At 60.4% G+C, this 22,515-nt stretch carries 21 protein-coding genes; 10 read left to right on the top strand and 11 right to left on the bottom strand.

Annotation, left to right across the window (positions count from 1 at the left end; all coding sequences use genetic code 11):
* Window positions 1–243: 243 nt before the first annotated feature.
* The 5 genes from typA (at window position 244) to fabY (ending at window position 5,172) form a co-directional block, all read left to right on the top strand.
* Window positions 244–2,067: a ribosome-dependent GTPase TypA gene (gene typA / locus GKN89_RS19820; RefSeq protein ID WP_004931243.1), complete on the top strand. Its 1,824-nt coding sequence runs from the start codon at window positions 244–246 to the stop codon at window positions 2,065–2,067.
* A 166-nt stretch (window positions 2,068–2,233) separates the two neighbouring features.
* On the top strand, window positions 2,234–2,824 hold the full coding sequence (gene yihX / locus GKN89_RS19825) for a glucose-1-phosphatase (protein ID WP_154747614.1): 591 nt from the start codon (window positions 2,234–2,236) through the stop codon (window positions 2,822–2,824).
* Between the two features lie 51 nt (window positions 2,825–2,875).
* Entirely contained in the window at window positions 2,876–3,769 is an 894-nt protein-coding gene (locus GKN89_RS19830) for a virulence factor BrkB family protein (RefSeq protein WP_063918305.1), read from the top strand.
* Window positions 3,766–4,203, top strand: coding sequence for a D-aminoacyl-tRNA deacylase (gene dtd / locus GKN89_RS19835; protein ID WP_074053614.1), 438 nt, complete (start codon window positions 3,766–3,768; stop codon window positions 4,201–4,203). The genes GKN89_RS19830 and dtd overlap by 4 nt, the downstream gene beginning before the upstream one ends.
* A gap of 21 nt (window positions 4,204–4,224) precedes the next feature.
* Entirely contained in the window at window positions 4,225–5,172 is a 948-nt protein-coding gene (fabY, locus tag GKN89_RS19840) for a fatty acid biosynthesis protein FabY (RefSeq protein ID WP_025160304.1), read from the top strand.
* Between the two features lie 38 nt (window positions 5,173–5,210).
* Here fabY and GKN89_RS19845 read toward each other — a convergent pair whose 3' ends face one another.
* A complete protein-coding gene (locus GKN89_RS19845) occupies window positions 5,211–6,872 on the bottom strand; it encodes an AsmA family protein (protein ID WP_154747615.1) in 1,662 nt (553 codons plus the stop codon).
* Window positions 6,873–7,000: 128 nt separating this feature from the next.
* A complete protein-coding gene (locus GKN89_RS19850; protein ID WP_019452186.1) occupies window positions 7,001–8,401 on the bottom strand; it encodes an NCS2 family protein in 1,401 nt (466 codons plus the stop codon).
* Between the two features lie 240 nt (window positions 8,402–8,641).
* Between GKN89_RS19850 and gltS the strand changes: the two genes are divergently transcribed.
* On the top strand, window positions 8,642–9,853 hold the full coding sequence (gene gltS, locus GKN89_RS19855) for a sodium/glutamate symporter (protein ID WP_038872558.1): 1,212 nt from the start codon (window positions 8,642–8,644) through the stop codon (window positions 9,851–9,853).
* Window positions 9,854–9,896: 43 nt separating this feature from the next.
* Here gltS and recG read toward each other — a convergent pair whose 3' ends face one another.
* The 6 genes from recG to GKN89_RS19885 form a co-directional block, all read right to left on the bottom strand.
* Entirely contained in the window at window positions 9,897–11,978 is a 2,082-nt protein-coding gene (gene recG, locus GKN89_RS19860) for an ATP-dependent DNA helicase RecG (protein ID WP_154747616.1), read from the bottom strand.
* On the bottom strand, window positions 11,975–12,670 hold the full coding sequence (trmH, locus tag GKN89_RS19865; RefSeq protein WP_041037384.1) for a tRNA (guanosine(18)-2'-O)-methyltransferase TrmH: 696 nt from the start codon (window positions 12,668–12,670) through the stop codon (window positions 11,975–11,977). The genes recG and trmH overlap by 4 nt, the downstream gene beginning before the upstream one ends.
* Before the next feature lie 5 nt (window positions 12,671–12,675).
* Window positions 12,676–14,787 (bottom strand): bifunctional GTP diphosphokinase/guanosine-3',5'-bis pyrophosphate 3'-pyrophosphohydrolase, encoded by a 2,112-nt coding sequence (gene spoT / locus GKN89_RS19870; protein WP_019452189.1) that lies wholly within the window; start codon window positions 14,785–14,787, stop codon window positions 12,676–12,678.
* A gap of 18 nt (window positions 14,788–14,805) precedes the next feature.
* A complete protein-coding gene (rpoZ, locus tag GKN89_RS19875) occupies window positions 14,806–15,081 on the bottom strand; it encodes a DNA-directed RNA polymerase subunit omega (RefSeq protein WP_004931221.1) in 276 nt (91 codons plus the stop codon).
* Between the two features lie 54 nt (window positions 15,082–15,135).
* Window positions 15,136–15,759 carry a guanylate kinase gene (gmk, locus tag GKN89_RS19880; RefSeq protein ID WP_004931218.1) on the bottom strand — a complete coding sequence of 208 codons (624 nt, stop codon included), beginning with the start codon at window positions 15,757–15,759 and terminating at the stop codon, window positions 15,136–15,138.
* 211 nt (window positions 15,760–15,970) lie between these two features.
* Window positions 15,971–16,588, bottom strand: a complete 618-nt coding sequence (locus GKN89_RS19885; protein WP_019452191.1) for a trimeric intracellular cation channel family protein — start codon at window positions 16,586–16,588, stop codon at window positions 15,971–15,973.
* 253 nt (window positions 16,589–16,841) lie between these two features.
* On the opposite strand from GKN89_RS19885, the gene GKN89_RS19890 reads away from it, so the two are divergent.
* The gene (locus GKN89_RS19890) at window positions 16,842–17,279 is read left to right on the top strand and encodes a DUF3574 domain-containing protein (RefSeq protein WP_063918310.1); all 438 of its coding nucleotides are present in this window, start codon (window positions 16,842–16,844) and stop codon (window positions 17,277–17,279) included.
* Window positions 17,280–17,313: 34 nt separating this feature from the next.
* Here the strand turns inward: GKN89_RS19890 and GKN89_RS19895 are convergent, their stop codons facing one another.
* Window positions 17,314–18,498 carry a NupC/NupG family nucleoside CNT transporter gene (locus GKN89_RS19895; protein WP_004931212.1) on the bottom strand — a complete coding sequence of 395 codons (1,185 nt, stop codon included), beginning with the start codon at window positions 18,496–18,498 and terminating at the stop codon, window positions 17,314–17,316.
* Window positions 18,499–18,846: 348 nt separating this feature from the next.
* Here GKN89_RS19895 and GKN89_RS19900 point away from each other — a divergent pair, with 348 nt between their 5' ends.
* Complete coding sequence (locus GKN89_RS19900; protein WP_154747617.1) at window positions 18,847–19,236, top strand: hypothetical protein; 390 nt, start codon at window positions 18,847–18,849, stop codon at window positions 19,234–19,236.
* A gap of 55 nt (window positions 19,237–19,291) precedes the next feature.
* Here the strand turns inward: GKN89_RS19900 and GKN89_RS19905 are convergent, their stop codons facing one another.
* Window positions 19,292–20,155 carry a YicC/YloC family endoribonuclease gene (locus tag GKN89_RS19905; protein WP_015379441.1) on the bottom strand — a complete coding sequence of 288 codons (864 nt, stop codon included), beginning with the start codon at window positions 20,153–20,155 and terminating at the stop codon, window positions 19,292–19,294.
* 126 nt (window positions 20,156–20,281) lie between these two features.
* Here GKN89_RS19905 and rph point away from each other — a divergent pair, with 126 nt between their 5' ends.
* A complete protein-coding gene (gene rph, locus GKN89_RS19910; protein ID WP_063918311.1) occupies window positions 20,282–20,998 on the top strand; it encodes a ribonuclease PH in 717 nt (238 codons plus the stop codon).
* Between the two features lie 96 nt (window positions 20,999–21,094).
* Window positions 21,095–21,736 (top strand): orotate phosphoribosyltransferase, encoded by a 642-nt coding sequence (gene pyrE, locus GKN89_RS19915; protein ID WP_063918312.1) that lies wholly within the window; start codon window positions 21,095–21,097, stop codon window positions 21,734–21,736.
* A gap of 31 nt (window positions 21,737–21,767) precedes the next feature.
* Here the strand turns inward: pyrE and slmA are convergent, their stop codons facing one another.
* Entirely contained in the window at window positions 21,768–22,364 is a 597-nt protein-coding gene (slmA, locus tag GKN89_RS19920) for a nucleoid occlusion factor SlmA (protein WP_004931203.1), read from the bottom strand.
* Between the last annotated feature and the right edge of the window lie 151 nt (window positions 22,365–22,515).

Here is a 22,515-nt window from a genome sequence, read left to right on the forward strand (position 1 = left end):
GCGCGGGTTTTACCCAGCCACAGTATGCACCATCAGCGATAATTTGCACTGTTATGGTGCAATTGGGGTGGGCGTGGGCACCGAAATGGTGCAAAAGTGCAACGATTGCGGCTTTTTGCACCGTGAAAGGGATCACAAACTGACCGGTATGCGGTTGTTTATAAGAGATGGTTGTGATCTTGTTTAGTCCCTCGCTTAATACGTGTACAATAGCGCGCTATTTCTAATGCCCGAGGCAAAGCTGTGATCGAAAATTTGCGTAACATCGCCATTATTGCCCACGTTGACCATGGTAAAACCACCCTGGTTGATAAGCTGCTGCAACAATCCGGTACTTTCGGAGAGCGTGCGGAAGCCACCGAACGCGTAATGGACTCCAACGATTTGGAGAAAGAGCGTGGGATTACCATCCTCGCAAAAAACACCGCCATTAATTGGAACGGTTACCGTATCAACATCGTGGATACCCCAGGACACGCCGACTTCGGCGGCGAGGTAGAGCGCGTGATGTCGATGGTTGACTCGGTGCTGCTGGTTGTGGATGCAATGGATGGCCCTATGCCGCAAACCCGCTTCGTGACCAAGAAGGCCTTCGCCAACGGTCTGAAGCCGATCGTGGTCATCAACAAGGTTGACCGTCCAGGCGCGCGTCCTGACTGGGTTGTGGATCAGGTGTTCGACCTGTTCGTGAACCTCGACGCGACCGACGAGCAGCTCGACTTCCCGATCATTTATGCGTCTGCGCTGAACGGCATCGCCGGCGTCGATCACACTGACATGGCGGAAGACATGACCCCGCTGTATCAGGCGATCGTCGACCACGTGTCTGCGCCGCAGGTTGAGCTGGAAGCGCCATTCCAGATGCAGATCTCCCAGTTGGACTACAACAACTACCTGGGCGTTATCGGCATCGGCCGCATCAAGCGCGGTAAAGTGAAGCCGAACCAGCAGGTCACCATCATCGACAGCGAAGGCAAAACTCGCAACGGTAAAGTGGGCAAAGTGCTGGGCCACCTGGGTCTGGAGCGTATCGACAGCACCCTGGCGGAAGCGGGCGACATCATCGCCATCACCGGCCTGGGCGAGCTGAACATCTCCGACACCATCTGCGACACCAACGCCGTAGAAGCGCTGCCGGCGCTGTCCGTCGACGAACCGACCGTAACCATGTTCTTCAACGTCAACACCTCGCCGTTCTGCGGTAAAGAAGGTAAGTACGTGACCTCGCGTCAGATCCTTGATCGTCTGAACAAAGAGCTGGTGCACAACGTGGCGCTGCGCGTCGAAGAAACCGACGATGCGGACGCTTTCCGCGTATCCGGTCGTGGCGAGCTGCACCTGTCGGTGCTGATCGAAAACATGCGTCGTGAAGGTTTCGAGCTGGCGGTTTCCCGTCCGAAAGTTATCTTCCGCGAAATCGATGGCCGCAAGCAGGAGCCATTCGAGAACGTGACGCTGGATATCGAAGAGCAGCATCAGGGTTCCGTGATGCAGGCGATGGGCGAGCGTAAAGCCGACCTGAAAAACATGGATCCAGACGGTAAGGGCCGCGTGCGTCTCGACTACGTGATCCCAAGCCGCGGTCTGATCGGCTTCCGTAACGAATTCATGACCATGACTTCGGGTACCGGTCTGCTGTACTCCACCTTCAGCCACTACGACGACGTGCGTCCGGGTGAAGTGGGCCAACGTCAGAACGGCGTGCTGATCTCCAACGGCCAGGGCAAAGCGGTCGCGTTCGCGCTGTTCGGCCTGCAGGATCGCGGTAAGCTGTTCCTGGGCCACGGTGCGGAAGTGTATGAAGGCCAGATCATCGGTATTCACTCACGTTCCAACGACCTGACCGTAAACTGCCTGACCGGTAAGAAGCTGACCAACATGCGTGCTTCCGGTACTGACGAAGCGACTACCCTGGTTCCGGCCATCAAAATGACCCTGGAGCAAGCTCTGGAGTTCATCGATGACGACGAACTGGTAGAAGTGACGCCGACCTCGATCCGTATCCGTAAGCGTCACCTGACGGAAAACGATCGTAAGCGTGCCAGCCGCGGTCCTAAAGACGCTTAATCGCTGATTGAGTGTCCCCTGCTTAGGGCGCGGTTCTCGCGCCCTGAGTTTTTTCCTCTGTTGTTCCCCGTTTGTGCGGCGCGCTATGCGCTTTTCCGTTCGCTCCCTGTTCAGCTGTTCCTTTTCCCGCTACAGTGAAATCTCACCGGCCCATCAGGAGAGGACTATGCTGTATATCTTTGATTTAGGTAATGTGATCGTCGATATCGATTTCAAGCGTGTGCTGGGCGTGTGGAGCAATTTGAGCGGCACGCCGTTGGCGGTGCTGTCCGATCGTTTCGCCATGGGTGAGGTGTTCCAGCAACATGAACGCGGTGAAATCAGCGACGAAGACTTCGCCGGCAAGCTGTGCGATGAAATGGGCATCGCGCTCAGCTTCGAGCAGTTCGCCACCGGCTGGCAGGCGGTATTCGTCGCGCTGCGCCCGGAAGTGATCGACATCATGCAGCGCCTGCGCAACGAAGGCCACCGGGTGGTGGTGCTGTCGAACACCAACCGTTTGCACTGCAACTACTGGCCGCAGCACTATCCTGAAGTGGCCGCCGCTGCCGATCATCTCTACCTGTCGCAAGATCTCGGCATGCGCAAGCCGGAAGCCGAGATCTATCAACATGTGCTGGCCGCGGAAAACACCGCCGCCGCCGACGCGGTGTTCTTCGACGATCACCCGGCGAACGTCCTCGCCGCGCAGGCGTTGGGGATCAAGACGGTGCACGTCACCGATCGCGACGTGGTGCCGGCCTATTTTGCCCAATGAGCGCAGGGCGCGTTAAGCTTAAGGCGTATCAACTGGCATCAAGGAGTGACCATGTCGTTTTTCCGCCGCAAGAAGCTGCCCCCTGCGATTAAGCCCGGCGTTACCTTCGGACGTTTGCTGTACCAGCGCATCGACAACGATGGCCTGACGATGCTGGCGGGCCATCTCGCCTATGTTTCCCTGCTGTCGCTGGTGCCGCTGGTCACCGTGGTGTTCGCGCTGTTCGCCGCTTTCCCGATGTTTGCCGACATCAGCGAACAGCTGAAGAGCTTTGTTTTTGCCAATTTCGTGCCGGCCGCCGGCAACGTGATCCAGAACTACCTGGAGCAGTTCGTTGCCAATTCCAACAAGATGACCGCCGTCGGCACCTGCGGGCTGATCGTCACCGCGCTGCTGCTGATCTCCTCGGTGGACAGCGTGCTGAACACCATCTGGCGCAGCAAGAACAAGCGGCCGATCGTCTTCTCCTTCGCCGTGTACTGGATGGTGCTGACGCTGGGGCCGCTGCTGGTGGGCGCCAGTATGGCCATCAGCTCCTACCTGCTGTCGCTCAACTGGCTGACTCAGACCGGGGTCAACGGTCTGGTGGATCAGGTGCTGCGCATCTTTCCGCTGATTTTGTCGTGTATCTCCTTCTGGCTGCTGTATTGCATCGTGCCGACGGTACGGGTGCCGCCCAAAGACGCGCTGATTGGCGCGGTGGTGGCCGGATTGCTGTTCGAGCTGGGTAAGAAGGGGTTCGCGCTGTACGTCACCATGTTCCCCTCCTATCAGCTGATTTACGGTGTGCTGGCAGTGATCCCGATTTTATTCCTGTGGGTCTACTGGAGCTGGTGTATCGTGTTACTCGGTGCGGAAATCACCGCGACCATCGGCGAATACCGCGACTACCGCCGGCAGAAGGCGGAGCAACAGGAACCAAAACCAGAAGGGCAGCAGGAATGATTGCGTTGATTCAACGGGTGTTAAACGCCAGCGTCACGGTAGGTGGCGAGACGGTAGGCAAGATTGGCCCCGGTTTGTTAGTGTTATTGGGCGTGGAGCAGGGCGATAACGAGCAAAAAGCGCAGCGCCTGTGCGAACGCGTGTTGGGATACCGCATTTTCGGCGACGAGAACGACAAGATGAACCTCAACGTCCAGCAGGCCGGGGGCAGCGTGCTGGTCGTCTCGCAGTTCACCCTGGCGGCGGACACCCAAAAGGGCATGCGCCCCAGCTTCTCGCGCGGCGCCGCGCCGCAGGAAGCCGATCGGTTGTATCAATATTTTGTTGGCCAGTGCCGCGAGCGCGGCATAGAGACCCAGACCGGCGAGTTCGCCGCCGACATGCAGGTGGCGCTGGTCAACGATGGTCCGGTGACATTCTGGCTACAGGTCTAAGCATTCGGAGAACAGGCGTCTATGTATCACCTACGAGTACCCGTAACAGAGCAAGAACTGAAGGAGTATTACCAGTTTCGCTGGGAAATGCTGCGCAAGCCGCTGCACCAGCCGGTGGGTTCGGAAAAGGATGCCTATGACGCCATGGCCCATCACCAAATGGTGGTGGACGAGGTCGGTAAAATCGTCGCCATTGGGCGGCTGTATATCAATGCCGACAATGAGGCGGCGATTCGTTTTCTGGCGGTAGACCCGACGCTGCAGGATAAAGGGTTGGGGACGCTGGTGGCGATGACGCTGGAATCCGTTGCGCGGCAGGAAGGCGTGAAGCGGGTGGTGTGCAGCGCCCGTGAAGACGCGGTAGATTTCTTCGCCAAGCTGGGGTTCGTCAACCAGGGGGAGATCACCGCGCCGCAAACCACCCCGATCCGCCACTTTCTGATGATCAAACCGGTGGCGACGCTGGACGATATCCTGCATCGCCCCGACTGGTGCGGCCAACTGCAGCAGGCCTGGTATGAACACATCCCGCTGAGCGAAAAGATGGGCGTGCGCATCAGCCAGTACACCGGCCAGCGCTTCGTCACCACCATGCCGGAGATCGGCAACCAGAACCCGCACCATACCCTGTTCGCCGGCAGCCTGTTCTCACTGGCGACGCTGACCGCCTGGGGGCTGATTTGGCTGCTGCTGCGCGAGCGCCATCTGGGCGGCACCATCATTTTGGCGGACGCGCACATTCGTTACAGCAAACCGATCACCGGCAGACCGCGGGCGGTGGCGGATCTCGGTTCGCTGAGCGGCGATTTGGCGCGTCTGGCGCGCGGCCGCCGCGCGCGCGTACACGCCGAAGTGCATCTGTTCGGCGATGAGGATAAGGGCGCGGTGTTCGAAGGCACCTACATGGTGTTGCCGGCCGAGCCGGATGTGCCGCTGGATCAGGGCGGTTCCGAAGCGCTGGAAGAGTAAAACGGCGGCCCTGTCCTGATGGCGGGCCGCGCGATAGATTACGGCAGCTGTTGGTTCACCGCTTGGCCATCGCCGGCGGTGGCCTGCAGATTGCCCTTCAATGAAGCTTTGAACGGCCCGTCGCTGTTCAACAGCCCTTTCAACTGCAGTTCGAGGTTGCCGTCGCCCGTCAGCGGCACCGGCTGCCATCCCCATTGCTGCAAGGTATTGAGCGGTACCGAGCGGCCGTGCAGCGTCAGCTGGAACGGTTTGCCCGGCAGCTGATCGACGCTCGCTTTGGCCTCCAGCAGTCCATTCGGCATAAAGGCGCTGAGCTCGGTGACGTTGATTTGGCTGGCGTCGGCGTTCAGCGCCAGCGAAGGGCGTCGCACGTCGATTTTGTTGAAGGTGGCCTCGCTGCCGTTCAGGTTCAGCGAGCCGGACCACACGCCCCATTGGTGGTCGCGCGCCAGCAGCAGGTTGCTGCCGTAGCCGTCCAGCGCGGTGATCTGGAACGGGAACGCCGGGTTGATGTCGATAATCAGATTGCGGTTGGTGGTCAGCTTGGTGACGTACACCTCGTTCAGCCAATCCGGCAGCGGTTTCAGCCACAGCTCGCGCCAGTCGATCGGCAGAGTGTATTCCAGCGCCGCCATGGCCACTTCATCCAGCTGCAGGCGTTTGCCGGCGCGCAGCCAGCTGCCGGAGGCGCGCAACAGGCCGCCTTCCCAGCGGGTGGTGAACTGCTGAATGGCGATGCCGGCGGAAGAGAGCCGCAGGGTGGCGATCGGGTCGATCAGGTGGAAGCCGCCGTTGATCACATCGCCGGCGTTGAAGTTGAGCGAGCCGTCCTCGCTGCGCCAGTCGCCCTTTTCGACGCTGACGTTTTGCAGCGACAGATCGAGATCGTTAAACGCCCACGCTTTGCCCTCCAGACGCGCGTCGATCAGATCGAACCGCTTGAGGGTGACCGGTGGCAAGGTGGTGAAGCGCTGCATGAACTCCGCCAGCGTCAACGGGGTTTGCAGGCGTACGCCGCTCAGCCGCAGGCGATCCACCTGCCAGCTGCCGTCGACGGCGCGGCTGGCCACGCCGGTCAGGTCACCCTGCGCCAGGTCGGCGCCAAAGTTGTTCAACAGCAGCTGACCCTGCTTTTGCTCTCCCTGCACCAATACCTTCGAGGCGGGAATGCCGTTCAGCGTCATCGAACCGGCGCTGAACTGGAACTGGTTGTTGTCCCCCAGCAAATGGTCGGCCAGCGGGCGCCATGGCGTGATGCCGGCGTTGACCTGCTGCGCGTTGAGCTGCCACTCGTTATCGTTGGACTGCAACGCCATGTTGCTCAGCTGCAGTACGTCAGCCTGTACAGGCAGCGCCGCCGCCTGCGGCTGCACGTTCAGCGTGCCGTCGCGCAGCGTGACGCTGTGGAAATAGCGCGGTTCGGTGATTTGGCGCAGGCTGAGGCCGAGCTCGACGCGTTTGGCGACCAGCGCCTGCGGCTGGCCGTTGCGCGCCAGCTGCACCTCTTCCAGAGCGATCTGGTCCGGCTGGCTCCACGAATGGGTGATTTTTCCTATCGACAGGCGGTATTCGCTGTTGCCACTGATCCAGGCGCTCAGGCGGCCTGCCGCCCAGCGGGTTTGCCCCACCAGATACAGCACCACCGCCGCCAGCACCACCAGCAGCAGCAACGTCAGCAACAGCTTTCCGATAAATTTCATCGTCTACATCCGCATCGGTCAAAAAAGATACCCTGTTTATGCCGCAATTGGCCGGGCATCTCAAGGGCAATGGTCTGATAGACAATAAAAAACGGCCGCAGGCGGCCGTTTGAACGTCAAGGGACGGGTTACTTTTTCTCGTGTTCCTGCGGGAACACCAGGTTCAGCACGATGGCGGTAATACCACCGGCGGCGATACCGGAAGAGAGCAGGGTTTTCAGCCAGTCCGGCGCGAACTGCAGGATCAGCGGCTGCTGGGAGACGCCCATGCCGACGGCCAGCGACAGCGCCATGATCATGATGGCGCGGCGGTTCAGGCGCTCGCGCGACACGATGCGCACGCCGGAGGCGGCGATGGTGCCGAACATCACGATGGTCGCGCCGCCCAGCACCGGCTCAGGGATGTGCTGCACGAAGCCGGCCACCGCCGGGAACAGCCCCAGCGCGATCAGCATCAGCGCCACCACGAAGCCGACGTAGCGGCTGGCGACGCCGGTCAGCTGGATCACGCCGTTGTTCTGGCCGAAGCAGGAGTTGGGGAAGGTGTTGAACACTGCCGACAGCATCGAGTTCAGGCCGTTGGCCAGCACGCCGCCCTTCAGGCGCTTCATGTACAGCGGCCCGCTGACCGGCTGTTCGGAGACGTCGGAAGTGGCGGTGATGTCGCCGATGGTTTCCAGCGAGGTGACCATAAAGATCAGCATCAGCGGCAGCAGCAGGTTCCAGTCGAAGCCCAGGCCGTAATAGAGCGGCGTGGGGATGGTGATCGCCGCCGTGGGCGCCGCCGGCGCGTCGGCGGGCAGCATGTCCATCGCCCAGGCCAACAGATAGCCGACCGCCATGGCGATCACCAGCGAAGCCACGCGCAGGTAAGGGTTGCGCTGGCGGTTCAGCAGGATGATTACCGCCAGCACCGCGCCGGCCAGCAGCAGGTTTTTCGGCGAGCCGAAGCTGTGATCGTTCATCGCGGCATAGCCGCCGCCGATCGAAGTCAGGCCGACCTGAATCAGCGACAGGCCGATGATCATCACCACGATGCCGGAAACCAGCGGGGTGATGATGCGGCGCGCCAGATGCAGCACGCGCGACAGCAGAATTTCGGTGCAGGAGGCGACCATCAGGGTGCCGAACAGCGCGGCCATCATGGTCGGCACGTCGGCGCCGCCGTTTTTCAGCGCCAGACCGCCCATGATCAGCGGCGAAACGAAGTTGAAGCTGGTGCCCTGAATCGACAGCAGCCCGGAGCCCACTGGTCCCCAGGTTTTGATTTGCAGAATGGAAGCCAGACCGGAGGCGAACAGCGACATGCTGATGATGTGCTGAGTATCCTGCGCCGGCAGGCCCAGCGCCTGGCAGATCAGCAGGGCCGGAGTGATCACCGCGACGAACATCGCCAGCAGATGCTGGCCGGCGGCAAACAGCGTTTGTGGCAGCGGCGGGCGATCTTCCAGGCGATAAATCAGTTCACTGGCGCGGGGTTCTGAGGCGGCTTGGCGCGCGGCATCAAGCTCGGAGGATGACATGCTCATGGTGTGGCGTTTCCAGATACGGCAAAGCAGGCATTTTAATGCTCCGCCCCGCAAAAGCAAACGGTTGCGCGTAAATATTATGTTGCCGACTTTCTCGTTTATGTCGCATTTTCATTCATTTTTTCTTGTCATCTCAGCGTTTTTTACTTCTAATCCTGCACTCATCAAGTTTAAAAACTCAGTGGTTTTCTATAACTTATTATTTTTATTTGGATCTTTTCCCTTACATGGAGTACCTGGATGTTTCATCTTGATACTTATGGCACGTTAGTCGCGGCGACGCTGGTTTTGCTCCTCGGGGGCAAGTGCGTCAGGACCATTCCCCTGCTGCGAAAATATACCATTCCTGCTCCCGTCGCCGGCGGTTTGCTGGTGGCACTCCTGCTGTTAGCCCTGAAAAAGCTCGTCAACTGGGAAATCAGTTTTGACATGTCGCTGAAGGACCCGCTGATGCTGGCCTTCTTCGCCACCATCGGTCTGAACGCCAACCTGGCGCGTTTGCGCGCCGGCGGCAAGGTGCTGGTGGTGTTCCTGTTCGTGGTGCTGGGTTTGCTTATCGTGCAGAACGCCATCGGCATCGGCATGGCGAAAATGCTGGGGCTGGATCCGCTGATGGGCCTGATCGCCGGGTCGATCACCCTGTCGGGCGGGCACGGCACCGGGGCGGCCTGGAGCAAGCTGTTCATCGAGCGCTACGGTTTTGAAAACGCGACGGAAGTTGCCATGGCCTGCGCCACCTTCGGCCTGGTGCTGGGCGGCCTGATCGGCGGCCCGGTGGCGCGCTATCTGGTCAAGCACTCCTCCACGCCGGAGGGCACCCCGGAAGACAGCGTGCAGCCGAGCGGCTTCGAGAAGCCGGAAAGCGGCCGCCTGATCACCTCGCTGGTGATGATCGAAACCATCGCCATGATCGCCATCTGTCTGAGCCTGGGGCAGCTGATTGCCGGCCTGCTGAGCGGCACGGTGTTTGAACTGCCGAACTTCGTTTGCGTGCTGTTCGTCGGGGTGATCCTCAGCAACACGCTGGCCTTCACCGGTTTCTATACCGTGTTCGAGCGGGCGGTATCGGTGCTGGGCAACGTCAGCCTGTCGCTGTTCCTGGCGATGGCACTGATGAGCCTGCGTCTGTGGGAGCTGGCCTCGCTGGCGCTGCCGATGCTGGCGATCCTGGCGGTGCAGACGCTGGTCATGGCGCTGTACGCGATCTTCGTTACCTACCGGGTGATGGGCAAAAACTACGACGCGGCGGTGCTGGCTGCCGGCCACTGCGGCTTCGGCATGGGCGCCACGCCGACGGCGATCGCCAACATGCAGGCGATCACCGATCGTTTCGGCCCGTCGCACGTGGCGTTTTTGGTGGTGCCGATGGTGGGGGCATTCTTTATCGATATCGCCAATGCCATCGTCATCAAGCTGTATCTGCTGCTGCCGGTGTTCCCGGCGGTGGGGTGATATCGCGAGCCAGAAAAGAAGAGGGCGCCGTCGGCGCCCTTTTTTATGCGTTGGAGTAGCGCGCCTTCTCCGGCAGCCAGCGCTCGATCAGCGCCTGGGCGTGCTCCGGATAGTGCTGGTGGAGGTGGCGAGCGACGCGTTGCACTTCGGGGATCATCGCCTGGTCGCGCAGCAGGTCCGCCACTTTGAATTCGGCGCTGCCGGTCTGGCGGGTGCCGAGCAGCTCGCCCGGGCCGCGGATTTCCAGATCGCGCTGCGCGATGACGAAGCCGTCATTGCTGTCGCGCAGCACCTGCAGACGCGTTTGCGCGGTTTTGCTCAGCGGCGTTTTGTACAGCAGCACGCAGTGTGAGGCCACCGCACCGCGCCCCACGCGGCCGCGCAGCTGGTGCAATTGCGCCAGGCCCAGCCGCTCCGGGTTCTCGATGATCATCAGGCTGGCGTTCGGCACGTCGACGCCGACTTCGATCACTGTGGTGGCGACCAACAGCTGCAGCTCGCCCTGTTTAAACGCCTGCATCACCGCCTGCTTCTCCTGAGCTTTCATGCGGCCGTGCACCAGCGCCACCTTCAGCTCCGGCAGCGCGGTTTTCAATTCTTCCCAGGTGGCTTCCGCCGCCTGCGCTTCCAGCAGTTCGGACTCTTCGATCAACGTGCACACCCAGTAAGCCTGCCGGCCCTCTTCCAGGCAGGCGCTCTTCACTCGTTGAATGATATCGGCGCGGCGGGTATCGGGAATGGCGACGGTGGTCACCGGCGTGCGGCCCGGCGGCAGCTCGTCGATGACCGAGGTATCGAGATCGGCATAGGCGGTCATTGCCAGCGTGCGCGGGATCGGCGTGGCGGTCATGATCAGCTGATGGGCGTGGAAGCCCTGTTCTTCGCCTTTCTCCCACAGCGCCAGCCGCTGATGCACCCCGAAGCGGTGCTGCTCATCGATGATCACCAGCGCCAGGCCGTTGAACTGCACCTGTTCCTGGAAGATGGCGTGGGTGCCGACCACCATCGACACCTGGCCGCTGGCGATGGCTTCCTGCTGCGCGATGCGCGCCTTGCCTTTCTGTTTGCCGGCCAGCCAGCCGACCTCCAGCCCCAGCGGTTCGAACCACTGACGAAAATTGTTGGCGTGCTGCTCGGCCAGCAGCTCGGTTGGCGCCATCAGCGCTACCTGCTTGCCGTGCGCGATGGCGCGCAGCGCCGCCAGCGCCGCCACCAGCGTTTTGCCGGAGCCGACGTCGCCCTGCACCAGCCGCATCATCGGGAAGTCTTTTTGCATATCGGCTTCGATGTCGGCCACCACGCGCGTTTGCGCGCCGGTCGGCGAGAACGGCAGCTGGGCGAGAAAACGGTTTTTCAGCCGATCGTCCGGCAGCAGCGGCTGCGCCCGGTAACTCTGGGCACCGGCGCGCACCGCCAGCATGCTGAGGTTATGCGCCAACAGCTCTTCGAGGATCAGGCGTTTTTGCGCCGGGTGTTTGCCCTGCTCCAGATCCGCCAACTGGATGTCCGGCGGCGGGCGGTGCAGGGTGTGCAGCGCCTGCGGCAGGCTCATCAGGCCGCCGCTCAGCTCCGGCGGCAGCAGTTCGGCAATGGCGCAGGTATCCAGCAGCTCCAGCGCCTGGTCGGTCAATTTGCGCAGCGTGGCCTGCCGCACCCCTTCGGTGGTGGGGTAGACCGGCGTCAGCGACTCCTGCAGCTCAACCTCGCTGGTTTCGCCCTGAATGCGGTATTCCGGATGGATGATCTCCGCGCCGTGGTTGCCGCGTTTGATCTCGCCGTAGGCGGTCACGCGGCGGCCGGTGGCCAGGCTGTTCTTCATCGCGGCGTTGAAGTTGAAAAAACGCATGGTGAGGATGCCGGTACCGTCGCTGATCTGGCAGGTCAGCATGCGGCGGCGGCCGAAGCTGATGTCGCTGCGCAGCACTTCCCCTTCTACCGTGGCGTAGATGCCCGGCAGCAGATCGTTGATCGGATAGAGGCGGGTGCGGTCTTCGTAGCGCAGCGGCAGATGCAGCAGCAGATCCTGAATGGTGTCGAGGCCAAGCTTGGCCAATTTGCCCGCCTGGCTGGCGCCAACCCCGGAAAGCGTGGTGAGTGGGACAGCATCCAGCAGGCGGCCTTTCATTTGCGCACCGTCGCCTGCATGGCCGCCCACCATTCGGCGCTGGCGACCACCTGGCCCTGTTCATCGATCTGCGGGCGCGGCAGCCCTTTGCGCTTGGCCACGTTGGCCAACACCGGGTAGCCGCCTTCGAACAGCAGGCGCTGCTGCTCTTCTTCGTCCAGCATGCTGTTATCGCGGCGATACAGGCCGGCGTTTTGCCGTTGGCGCTGCGCCTCATACAGGATCAGCGCGGAGGCTACGGAGACGTTGAGCGATTGCACCATGCCGATCATCGGAATGACGATGTCCTGATCGGCCAGCGCCAGCGCTTCTTCGGTGATGCCGGTTTTTTCCTGGCCGAGCAGCACGCAGGTTGGCCGGGTGTAGTCCACCTCGCGGAAATCGACCGCGCGCGCAGACAGGTTGGTGGCCAGAATTTGCATGCCCTGCGCTTTCAGGTGACCGACCGCGTCGCCGATGGAGCGGTGGGTTTTAACGCTGACCCAGCTGTTGCTGCCGGCGGCGGAGGAAACCAGGGTGCGCATGCGGGTGGTGGGCCACACGGCGTGGACCTGATGCACGCCGACGGCGTCGGCGGTACGGATAATGGCGGAGACGTTATGCGGTTTGTGCACCTGCTCCAGGCAAACCGTCAAATCCGGCTGCCGGGTCGCGAGCATTTCACAAATCCGCGCATAGCGTTCAGGACTCATAAGCGCTAGTTTCGGTTGCGGTTAACTTTGATCACATCCGGCATGATACGGATTTTACGCATAATGTTTGCCAAATGGATGCGATCGCGGGTGGTCAAGCGGATAAAGGCGCTATAAACCCGACCGTCTTTCTCTTCGGTGTTCAGGCTCTGAATATTGGACTCGGCCGCGTTGATCGCCGCCGTCAGGTTGGCCAGCGCGCCCTGGTGGTTAAACATATCCACCTTAATTTCGGCGATGAACTCCTGCTCGGTCTCTTTATCCCACTCGACCGCCATGAACTTCTCAGGCTCTTTCTGATAGCCGCGAATATTGCGGCAGGATTCATGGTGGATCACCAGCCCTTTACCCGGGCTGACGTGAGCGATAATCGGGTCGCCCGGAATCGGACGGCAGCACTTGGCGAAGGTGATCAACACCCCGTCGGCGCCCTTGATGGCCAGGTTGCGCACGCCGGAGGACGCGCCCAGGCTGGACTGATCGCCCTGCAGGTTCTTCGCCACCACCACGCTCATGGCGTTGCCGAGGCCGATTTCCGCCAGCAGATCGTCCAGCGTCGCCAGCTTCATGCGATCCAGTTCGTGCTGAATGTTTTCCTGCGGGATTTCGGCCAGCTTGCGGCTGCCACCCAGCGCGTGGTTGAGCAGACGGCGGCCGAGGCCGACGGAGTCGTCGCGCTTGAGATTCTTCAGCATCTGGCGAATTTTGGCGCGCGCTTTCGAGCTGACCACGAAGTTCAGCCAGGCGGCGTTAGGCCGCGCGCCCGGTGCGGTGATGATCTCGACGGTCTGGCCGCTGGTCAGCGACTGCGACAGCGGATATGGCTGACGATCGACGCGCGCGCCGACGCAGGCATGGCCGATATCGGTATGCACCGCATAGGCGAAGTCGACCGGCGTGGCACCGGCGGGCAGCTCGACGATGCGGCCTTCCGGGGTGAAAACGTAAATCTCATCCGGGAACAGATCGGATTTGACGCTCTCAATAAATTCAAACGAACTGCCGGCGCTTTGCTGCAGCTCCAGCAGGCTTTGCATCCAGCGCTGGGCGCGGATCTGCGCCGTGGTGCCGGTTTCGCCCTGTTCTCTTTCCTTGTAAGCCCAGTGCGCGGCCACCCCCATCTCAGCCATCTGATCCATGTCTTCGGTGCGGATCTGCACTTCGACCGGCACGCCGTGCGGGCCGATCAGCGAGGTATGCAGCGATTGATAGCCGTTGGCCTTGGGAATGGCGATGTAATCTTTCACCCGCCCCGGACGCGGCTTGTACAGGCTGTGCACCTGGCCGAGCACGCGGTAGCAGGTATCGACCTCTTTGACGATCACCCGGAACGCGTAGATATCCATGATGGAATGGAACCGCTGTTCTTTCAGGTGCATCTTGAGGTAGATGGAATAGAGGTGTTTTTCCCGCCCGCTGACGCGGCAGGCGATGCCGGCTTCCGTCAGCCGCCCTTCGATCTCGGAGAGGATTTTTTGAATCATCTCTTTGCGGTTGCCGCGCGCGGCTTTCACCACTTCCTTGATCACGCGATAACGGTTCGGGTACAGCGCCTCGAAGCCCAGCTCTTCCAGCTCGGTTTTCAGGTGATGAATACCCAGACGGTGGGCGAGCGGGCTGTAGATTTCCAGGGTTTCACGCGCGATGCGCCGGCGTTTGTCGGGGCGCAGCGAACCGAGGGTGCGCATGTTGTGCGTACGGTCGGCCAGCTTGATCAGCACGACGCGGATATCCTGCACCATCGCCATGATCATCTTGCGGAAGTTTTCCGCCTGCGCTTCTTTCTTGTCCTGGAATTTCAGCTTATCGAGCTTGGAGACGCCCTCGACCAGTTCGGCGACGCTCTTGCCGAACAGCTGTTCCATATCTTGATAGGTGGCCGGGGTGTCTTCGATGACGTCGTGCAGCAATGCCGCCATCAGCGTCTCGTGGTCGAGACGCATTTCCGCCAGGATGCAGGCCACGGCGACCGGGTGAGTAATGTAGGGCTCACCGCTGGAGCGTGTCTGGCCCTCGTGCGCGTCGCGCGCGACGAGGTATGCCTGTTTGAGGCGCTTAATCTGCTCCTCGGGCAGGTAACGTTGAATCAGCAGATTCAGGCTTTCAAACAGGTACAAGGCGGACTCGCAGTCTAATTAACGACGACCTTCAGCAATCGCGGTAACCGCTTGAATCTCTGCGGCTTCCTGCTCTTGCTGCTCCTGGCGCTCACGCACGTCGAGGATCTGGCTGGTGATCAGGCCTTCTTCGATTTCGCGCAGGGCGATAACGGTGTACTTGTCGTTCTCTTCCGGAACCAGTGCATCTTTGCCGCCGGTCTGGATCTGACGCGCCCGACGAGCAGCGACCAACACCAGGTCAAAACGGTTACCAATTTTCTCTACAGCGTCTTGAACAGTTACGCGTGCCATATTTGTGCTACTCCACAGGTGACGAAAAGACTGGGCATGATACTGAAACTGCCTTCAGTCTGCCAATAGTTTGCTGATTAAAGCGTCATGCCGCAGCAACTGGCGGCCCAAACGCAGGCGTTCGGCGCGAATGATGGTCTTCAGATCGGACAGCGCCAGATCGAAATCATCGTTCACGATCAGGTAATCGTACTCCGCGTAATGCGTCATTTCCGCCACGGCCTGAGCCATGCGCTTGGCGATCACCTCTTCGGAATCCTGCCCGCGCCCGCGCAGGCGGCGGCCCAGTTCTTCCTTCGACGGCGGCAGAATGAAGATGCTGCGCGCCTGCGGCATTTTGGCGCGGATTTGCTGCGCGCCCTGCCAGTCGATATCCAGAAACACGTCTACGCCGGTCGCCAACACTTGTTCGATGGCGGCGCGCGAGGTGCCGTAATAGTTGCCGAACACTTCGGCGTGCTCAAGAAACGCGTCCTGCTCGATCATCCGGCGGAATTCGTCTTTCGAGACGAAGAAATAGTGCTCGCCGTGATTTTCACCCGGGCGGCTGTCGCGCGTGGTGTGCGAAACCGAAACCTGCGTGTCGTACAGCGGTTGCGTCTTTAACAAAGCCTGAATCAGACTTGATTTACCTGCGCCACTGGGAGCAGAGACAATATAAAGCGTGCCTTGAGCCATGATGATGTTCGTTGATAACGGTTGATATGCCAATAACAGCGGATGTGTATTTTCTCCGCACAGTATACACGGCTAACGCGCCGGGTGCAGCGTTAGCTCGCATTTTGCCCGCGGCTTTGCGCGGAAAAAGCGGTGAATGCGCGAATTTGCGCGTTGAAGGGCGACATTTCTGCAGTTTTGGCCTCGGCGGCGGCGCGTTGCCGCCCCGACATCAATGATCCGGATGCTGGTAGTTGAACACCGGCAGGCCGAGGCGGAAGCGCAGGGCGATCAGGCGCGCGCTCAGACCGGCGACCAGCGTGATGATCACCACCAGATTGTGCGGCAGGCTGAGGTGCTGCAGGCCGATATACAGCCAGGCGGCGCTGAAGGAGATGCCGGCGTAGATCTCCTTCTGGAACACCAGCGGGATGCGGTTGCAGAACATGTCGCGCAGCACCCCGCCGAAGACGCCGGTGATCACCGCGGCGATGGCGGCGATAATCGCGCTGTGTCCCATATCCAGCGCCACTTGCGCGCCGATGATGGAGAACACGATCAGGCCGACGGCGTCGAGCACCAGGAACAGGCGGCGCAGATGGCGCATCAGGGGGGCCACCCAGGTGGTGACGATCGCCGCTATCGCGACGATGACGATGTATTCCGGGTGTTTGACCCAGCCTAACGGAAAATGCCCGAGCAGCATATCGCGCACCGACCCGCCGCCGATCGCCGTGACCGAGGCGATGATGATCACGCCGAACATGTCCATTTGGCGGCGGCCGGCCGCCAGCGCGCCGGTCATGGCTTCGGCGGTGATGCCGATGATATAAAGGATGCTCAGTAACATAAGGGGTTCACAACGTACTTGCGTCAGAATGATGGCCGGCAGGGTAATCGCCGCCGAGGGTGCGCGCTACTGAGTTTTTTTCACCGATGGTGTTTCGGATTAATTTAGCTAATCCAAACTGCGTTTTTATTGTCGATAACCAGCCTTTTTTAACATCTGGCTGCTGATAAAAGCATTAGAAATTTCGCGCTGGTTTCCATCGCTGACTATGCTTTTTGCAGCTAATCCTTCAACTGAGAAACCGAGACTGCAGATGAAAAATTCCCCGAAACTGGCCGCCTGCGCCGTGGTGGCTGCCGCCCTGCTGTTGAGCGGCTGCGTGGCGCCAGGTCACCAGACAACGTCACCCGCCCCGGTTTGCCGCACCGGCGATCCGCTGGTGCAGACAACGCTCTATTTTGGCCTGAATCGTCCGGCGGGGCCGGCGATCACCGCCGCCGAGTGGCAAACCTTCGTCGACAGCCAGGTGACGCCGCGCTTTAAAGACGGGCTGACGGTGTTTGACGCCAAAGGGCAGTGGCTGGGCCACGACGGCAAACTGGCGCGCGAGAACAGCAAGGCGCTGCTGCTGATCCATGCGCCGGGCAAAGAGAGCGAGACGAATATCGAGGCGCTGCGCAGCGGCTATAAGCAGCAGTTTGCGCAGGATTCTGTGATGCGGGTGGATGCGCCGGTGTGCGTGGCGTTTTAAAGCGAACTCCCGGCCTTATGGCCGGGAGTGGAGATTACAGCACCAGGCCGGCGATGGCCGCCGACAGCAGGCTCACCAGCGTCGAGCCATAAACCAGCTTCAGGCCAAAGCGGGAAACTACGTTGCCTTGCTGCTCGTTCAGCCCCTTGATGGCGCCGGCGACGATGCCGATGGAGGCGAAGTTGGCGAACGACACCAGGAACACCGACAGAATGCCCAGCCCGCGCGGCGACAGCTCCGCCGCGATCTTCTTCAGCTCAATCATCGCCACGAATTCGTTGGCCACCAGTTTGGTCGCCATGATGCTGCCCGCCTTCAAGGCCTCTTCCGCCGGGATGCCGATCAGCCAGGCCAGCGGATAGAACACGTAGCCGAGGATCTGCTGGAAGCTGATGCCGAGCACCGCCGAGAACAGCGCATTGACGGCGGAGATCAGCGCGATAAAGCCGATCAGCATCGCCGCGATGATCATCGCAATTTTGAAGCCGGCCAGAATGTACTCGCCCAACATTTCGAAGAAGCTCTGATCTTCGTGCAGTTTGTTCAGCTTCAGCTCCGGCTCGTCTTCGACCTGATACGGGTTGATGATCGACAGAATGATGAAGGTGCTGAACATATTAAGGATCAATGCCGCCACCACGTACTGCGCGTCGATCATCGACATGTAGGCGCCGACGATGGAGAGCGATACCGTCGACATGGCGGTGGCGGCCATGGTGTACATGCGGCGCGGCGAGATATCGCCGATGATGCCTTTATAGGCGATAAAGTTCTCCGACTGCCCCAGCACCAGCGTGCTGACGGCGTTGAACGACTCCAGCTTGCCCATGCCGTTGACCTTGGACAGCAGGGTGCCGACCAGACGGATGATCAGCGGCAGGATGCGGAAATGCTGCAAAATGCCGATCAGGGCGGAAATAAAGATGATAGGGCACAAAACGCCGAGGAAGATGAACGCCAGGCCATCCTTGCTCATGCCGCCGAACACGAACTCCGATCCTTGTGCCGCGTAGGCGAGCAGGGTGTCGAAGAAGCCGGCGACGTGTTTGATCACGCTGAGCCCGCTGGCGGAGTGCAGGAAGAAATAGGCCAGCGCGCCTTCGATCACCAGTAGCTGGATGATATAGCGCAGGCGGATTTTCTTGCGATTATTGCTGACCAGCAGCGCCAGGGCGATGATCACCACCAGGGCCATAATAAATTGCAGAATTTGTGGCATAAACGGTCCGTACGGTTCACGGGCAGGAAAAAAACACATTTAGCCACAGCATCGCCGCCCTTTCATTACCTTGCGTGATAATTAGAACAAAATACTTATGGCATGCGGGATATCTTGCCGAATGTCATCCACACGCGCTGCTCGGCAGTTTTTCATAAGCCCCTGTGAACAGCCTACTGGCCCGCAACCTGATGCAACCTTCGCCCCACGCGTGCAGACGCCTGGAATCTGGCTCGCAATGGGGGATTTTTCCCGGCGCAAAACGTGGTTTTCTCGGCTAAGACGGAGAAACATGCTTGAGCAGGGCGCCGCGACCGGCGCGCATTTTCTCAAGTCAGGAGGTGAACGATGAATACCGGCATGTTGCTCAGGGCGTTGGCCAACGGCGTTAATCCCGACACCGGCGAGCTGTTGAAACCGGCTTCAGCGGCCTGTGCGCCGGAGGCTATCCGCCTGCTGTTCGCGTTGGCCAACGAGTTCGACGGTGAATCCGCACTGCAGAAAAAAGCCCGGCTGACGCCGGAAGAGAAGCGGCAGAAAAATCTCACTGAGGGTCGGCCGGCCAATGCCTATTTCCCCTGGTCGGAAGAGGAAAAACTGCGGCTGCGCGAGAGCCATGCGGCCGGGGCGACGCTGGAAGCGTTGAGCGATGAGTTTGAGCGCTCAACCTGGAGCATTGCGGTGCAACTGCAGAAAATGGGGTTGATCGGTGAGGAGCAGGCGGCCGCCTATCGCTGATCTGCAGCCATAAAAAAGCCCGCGTGCCGCGGGCTTGATGGCGTGCGGAGCGGGATCACTCGATGTTCTGGATCTGCTCGCGCATCTGCTCGATCAGCACCTTCAGCTCGATGGCGGAGGCGGTGACGTCGGCATTGATCGACTTGGAGGCCAGGGTGTTCGATTCGCGGTTGAACTCCTGCATCATAAAGTCGAGGCGGCGGCCGACGGCTTCTTTCTTCTTCAGGATGTTGTGCGTCTCTTTCACGTGCGCTTCCAGACGGTCCAGCTCTTCGGCGACGTCGATGCGCTGCGCCATCAGCACCAGCTCCTGCTCCAGGCGGGTGTTTTCCAGCTGCACCTGCGCCTCTTCCAGCTTGCTGACCAGGCGCTCGCGCTGCCATTGCAGGATGTTCGGCATCTGGGCGCGCACTTTGACCACTTCGGCGCTGACGCCGTCGAGGCGCTGTTCGATCAGCGTTTTCAGCGCGGCGCCTTCGCTTTCGCGTGCGACGATAAAGTCATCCAGCGCGCCGTCCAGCGCCTGCATCAGCTCGGCGCTGATGGCGTCCAGATCCTGCTCCTGCGCGGACATCACACCCGGCCAGCGCAGCACGTCGATCGGGTTGATTTCCCCTTCGTCGCTCTGCATTTTCACCCAGTTGGCGGCTTCGACCAGCTGTTTGGCCAGCTTTTCGTTCAGGATCAGCGAGCTTTGCGCGCTTGGGTCCAGTTCGAAACGCAGGTTGCATTCGACTTTGCCGCGGGTCAGGCGGCCACGGATACGTTCACGGATCACCGGCTCCAGGCTGCGGAATTGTTCCGGCAGGCGGATGTAGGTTTCTAAGTAGCGCTGGTTAACGGAACGCAGCTCCCAGGCTGCGCTGCCCCATTCACCCTTGATTTCACGCCGGGCGTAGGCGGTCATGCTGCGGATCATTGATGCGTACCCGTAATAGGAAAAGATGGGGCGATTATAGCGTCGCGGCTGCGGGCAGGATAGGCATTACGTCACGAAGCCCGTATAATGCGCAGCCAATAGTTGATTTGAAGCCGGAGAGAGCCCATGCGTCCTGCAGGCAGAGCACCACAGCAAGTTCGCCCACTGACACTGACCCGTCACTATACCAAACACGCTGAAGGTTCAGTGCTGGTTGAGTTTGGCGATACCAAAGTCTTGTGCACCGCCACGGTAGAAGAGGGCGTTCCGCGCTTCCTGAAAGGCCAGGGGCAAGGTTGGATCACCGCCGAGTACGGTATGCTGCCGCGCTCCACCCACAGCCGCAATGCCCGTGAAGCCGCCAAAGGCAAGCAGGGCGGCCGCACGCTGGAAATCCAGCGTCTGATCGCCCGCTCGCTGCGAGCTGCGGTGGATCTGAAAAAGCTCGGTGAATTCACCATCACCCTCGACTGCGACGTACTGCAGGCCGACGGCGGTACCCGCACCGCCTCCATCTCCGGCGCCTGCGTGGCGCTGGCCGACGCGCTGAACACGCTGGTGGCCAACGGCAAGCTGAAAGCCAACCCGATGAAGGGCATGGTGGCGGCGGTTTCCGTCGGCATCGTCAATGGCGAAGCGCTGTGCGATCTGGAGTATGTGGAAGATTCCGCCGCGGAAACCGACATGAACGTGGTGATGATGGAAGACGGCCGCATGATTGAAGTGCAAGGCACCGCCGAAGGCGAGCCGTTCAGCCACGATGAGCTGTTGGCGCTATTGGCGCTGGCCCGAGGGGGCATCGAAACCATCTTCCAGGCGCAGAAAGCGGCGCTGGCGAACTGATTTTTTAAGGCGACTGAGAAGTCGCCTTTTTTATGCCCGACGATCGGGCGGCAGTAATGACAAGACCCAAACAGATTCAGACGAGGAGAAGCAGTAATGAAAGCCTATCAGCGCCAGTTTATCGAGTTCGCGCTTAACAAGCAGGTATTGAAGTTCGGCGAGTTCACCCTGAAATCCGGCCGCACTAGCCCGTATTTCTTCAACGCCGGCCTGTTTAATACCGGGCGCGATCTTGCGCTGTTGGGGCGCTTCTACGCCGAAGCCCTGATGGATTCCGGCATCGATTTCGACCTGCTGTTTGGCCCGGCCTATAAAGGCATTCCTATCGCCACCACCACGGCGGTGGCGCTGGCGGAACACCATGAGCGCGACGTGCCTTACTGCTTTAACCGCAAGGAAGCCAAAACCCATGGCGAAGGTGGTTCGCTGGTGGGCAGTCCGCTGCAGGGGCGCGTGATGCTGGTGGACGATGTGATCACCGCCGGCACCGCGATCCGCGAGTCGATGGAAATCATCGGCGCCAGCGGCGCTTCGCTGGCGGGGGTGCTGATCTCCCTCGACCGTCAGGAACGCGGCCGCGCGGATATCTCCGCCATTCAGGAAGTGGAACGCGACTATCACTGCAAGGTGATTTCGATCGTGACGCTGAAAGACCTGATTGCCTACCTGGAAGAGAAACCGGAGATGGCGGATCACCTGGCGGCGGTGCGCACTTACCGCGAGCAGTACGGCGTCTAAATAACAACGCCGGGCATGCCCGGCGTTATCTTTATTGCAGCTGTGCCGCTAATAGCGGCCAGCGGGCGTCGAATTCCTGCGTGGGGCGATAGCGGAATTCCGAACGCACATAGCGCGACAACATGCCTTCGCAGAAGGCCAGCAGCTGGCTGGCCAGCAGCGTTTCATCGACGATAAAGCCTTTGCCTTCGCGCAATTTGCGCTCTTTCAGCACCTGGCGCAACTGCGCCTCGATGCGCTCGAACAGCTGATTGATGCGGCCCTGCAGGCGATCCTGTTCAAACATCAGCGCGTGGCCGGTCATGATGCGCGTCAGCCCTGGGTTGCGTTCCGCAAAGCCCAGAATCAGCAGCAAAATCAGGCGCAGACGATTAAACGTCTCTTTCTCGTCCTGCAAGATCAGGTTGATGCGGGTGATCAGGCTGTCTTCAATAAACTCGATCAGACTGTCGAACATCCGTGTCTTGCTGGGGAAATGCCGGTACAGCGCAGCTTCAGAAACACCCACGTTCGCGGCGAGCTTGGCGGTGGTGATGCGTTGGCTGCCGTCGCTGGACTCCAGCATCTGGGCTAACGCCTGCAATATTTCCTCGCGCCGATTCCTTTTCGTCTTTTCTTTTTCTGCCATGTCTGATTAGACCCTTGCTAAAACTTAACTGACGGAAACCCGCGCACCGGCCGCTGCAGAGCAGGCTCTGTGCGGCTTATGTGATAGCTTTTTTACGATGCTGGGGTCAGCGGCCTTAACGGCCTTTTTCCGCGCTGCCTGGTGTGCGCTG

Origin of the sequence: Serratia sp. YC16 (genome assembly GCF_009707615.1) — a bacterium.
Taxonomy (GTDB): Bacteria; Pseudomonadota; Gammaproteobacteria; order Enterobacterales; family Enterobacteriaceae; genus Serratia; species Serratia surfactantfaciens.

Coding starts and splice junctions, on each gene's coding strand:
- yihX (WP_154747614.1), top strand. CDS start 2,234: ATGCTGTATATCTTTGATTTAGGTAATGTGATCGTCGATATCGATTTC.
- GKN89_RS19830 (WP_063918305.1), top strand. CDS start 2,876: ATGTCGTTTTTCCGCCGCAAGAAGCTGCCCCCTGCGATTAAGCCCGGC.
- dtd (WP_074053614.1), top strand. CDS start 3,766: ATGATTGCGTTGATTCAACGGGTGTTAAACGCCAGCGTCACGGTAGGT.
- fabY (WP_025160304.1), top strand. CDS start 4,225: ATGTATCACCTACGAGTACCCGTAACAGAGCAAGAACTGAAGGAGTAT.
- GKN89_RS19845 (WP_154747615.1), bottom strand. CDS start 6,872: ATGAAATTTATCGGAAAGCTGTTGCTGACGTTGCTGCTGCTGGTGGTG.
- GKN89_RS19850 (WP_019452186.1), bottom strand. CDS start 8,401: ATGAGCATGTCATCCTCCGAGCTTGATGCCGCGCGCCAAGCCGCCTCA.
- gltS (WP_038872558.1), top strand. CDS start 8,642: ATGTTTCATCTTGATACTTATGGCACGTTAGTCGCGGCGACGCTGGTT.
- recG (WP_154747616.1), bottom strand. CDS start 11,978: ATGAAAGGCCGCCTGCTGGATGCTGTCCCACTCACCACGCTTTCCGGG.
- trmH (WP_041037384.1), bottom strand. CDS start 12,670: ATGAGTCCTGAACGCTATGCGCGGATTTGTGAAATGCTCGCGACCCGG.
- rpoZ (WP_004931221.1), bottom strand. CDS start 15,081: ATGGCACGCGTAACTGTTCAAGACGCTGTAGAGAAAATTGGTAACCGT.
- gmk (WP_004931218.1), bottom strand. CDS start 15,759: ATGGCTCAAGGCACGCTTTATATTGTCTCTGCTCCCAGTGGCGCAGGT.
- GKN89_RS19885 (WP_019452191.1), bottom strand. CDS start 16,588: ATGTTACTGAGCATCCTTTATATCATCGGCATCACCGCCGAAGCCATG.
- GKN89_RS19890 (WP_063918310.1), top strand. CDS start 16,842: ATGAAAAATTCCCCGAAACTGGCCGCCTGCGCCGTGGTGGCTGCCGCC.
- GKN89_RS19895 (WP_004931212.1), bottom strand. CDS start 18,498: ATGCCACAAATTCTGCAATTTATTATGGCCCTGGTGGTGATCATCGCC.
- GKN89_RS19900 (WP_154747617.1), top strand. CDS start 18,847: ATGAATACCGGCATGTTGCTCAGGGCGTTGGCCAACGGCGTTAATCCC.
- GKN89_RS19905 (WP_015379441.1), bottom strand. CDS start 20,155: ATGATCCGCAGCATGACCGCCTACGCCCGGCGTGAAATCAAGGGTGAA.
- rph (WP_063918311.1), top strand. CDS start 20,282: ATGCGTCCTGCAGGCAGAGCACCACAGCAAGTTCGCCCACTGACACTG.
- pyrE (WP_063918312.1), top strand. CDS start 21,095: ATGAAAGCCTATCAGCGCCAGTTTATCGAGTTCGCGCTTAACAAGCAG.
- slmA (WP_004931203.1), bottom strand. CDS start 22,364: ATGGCAGAAAAAGAAAAGACGAAAAGGAATCGGCGCGAGGAAATATTG.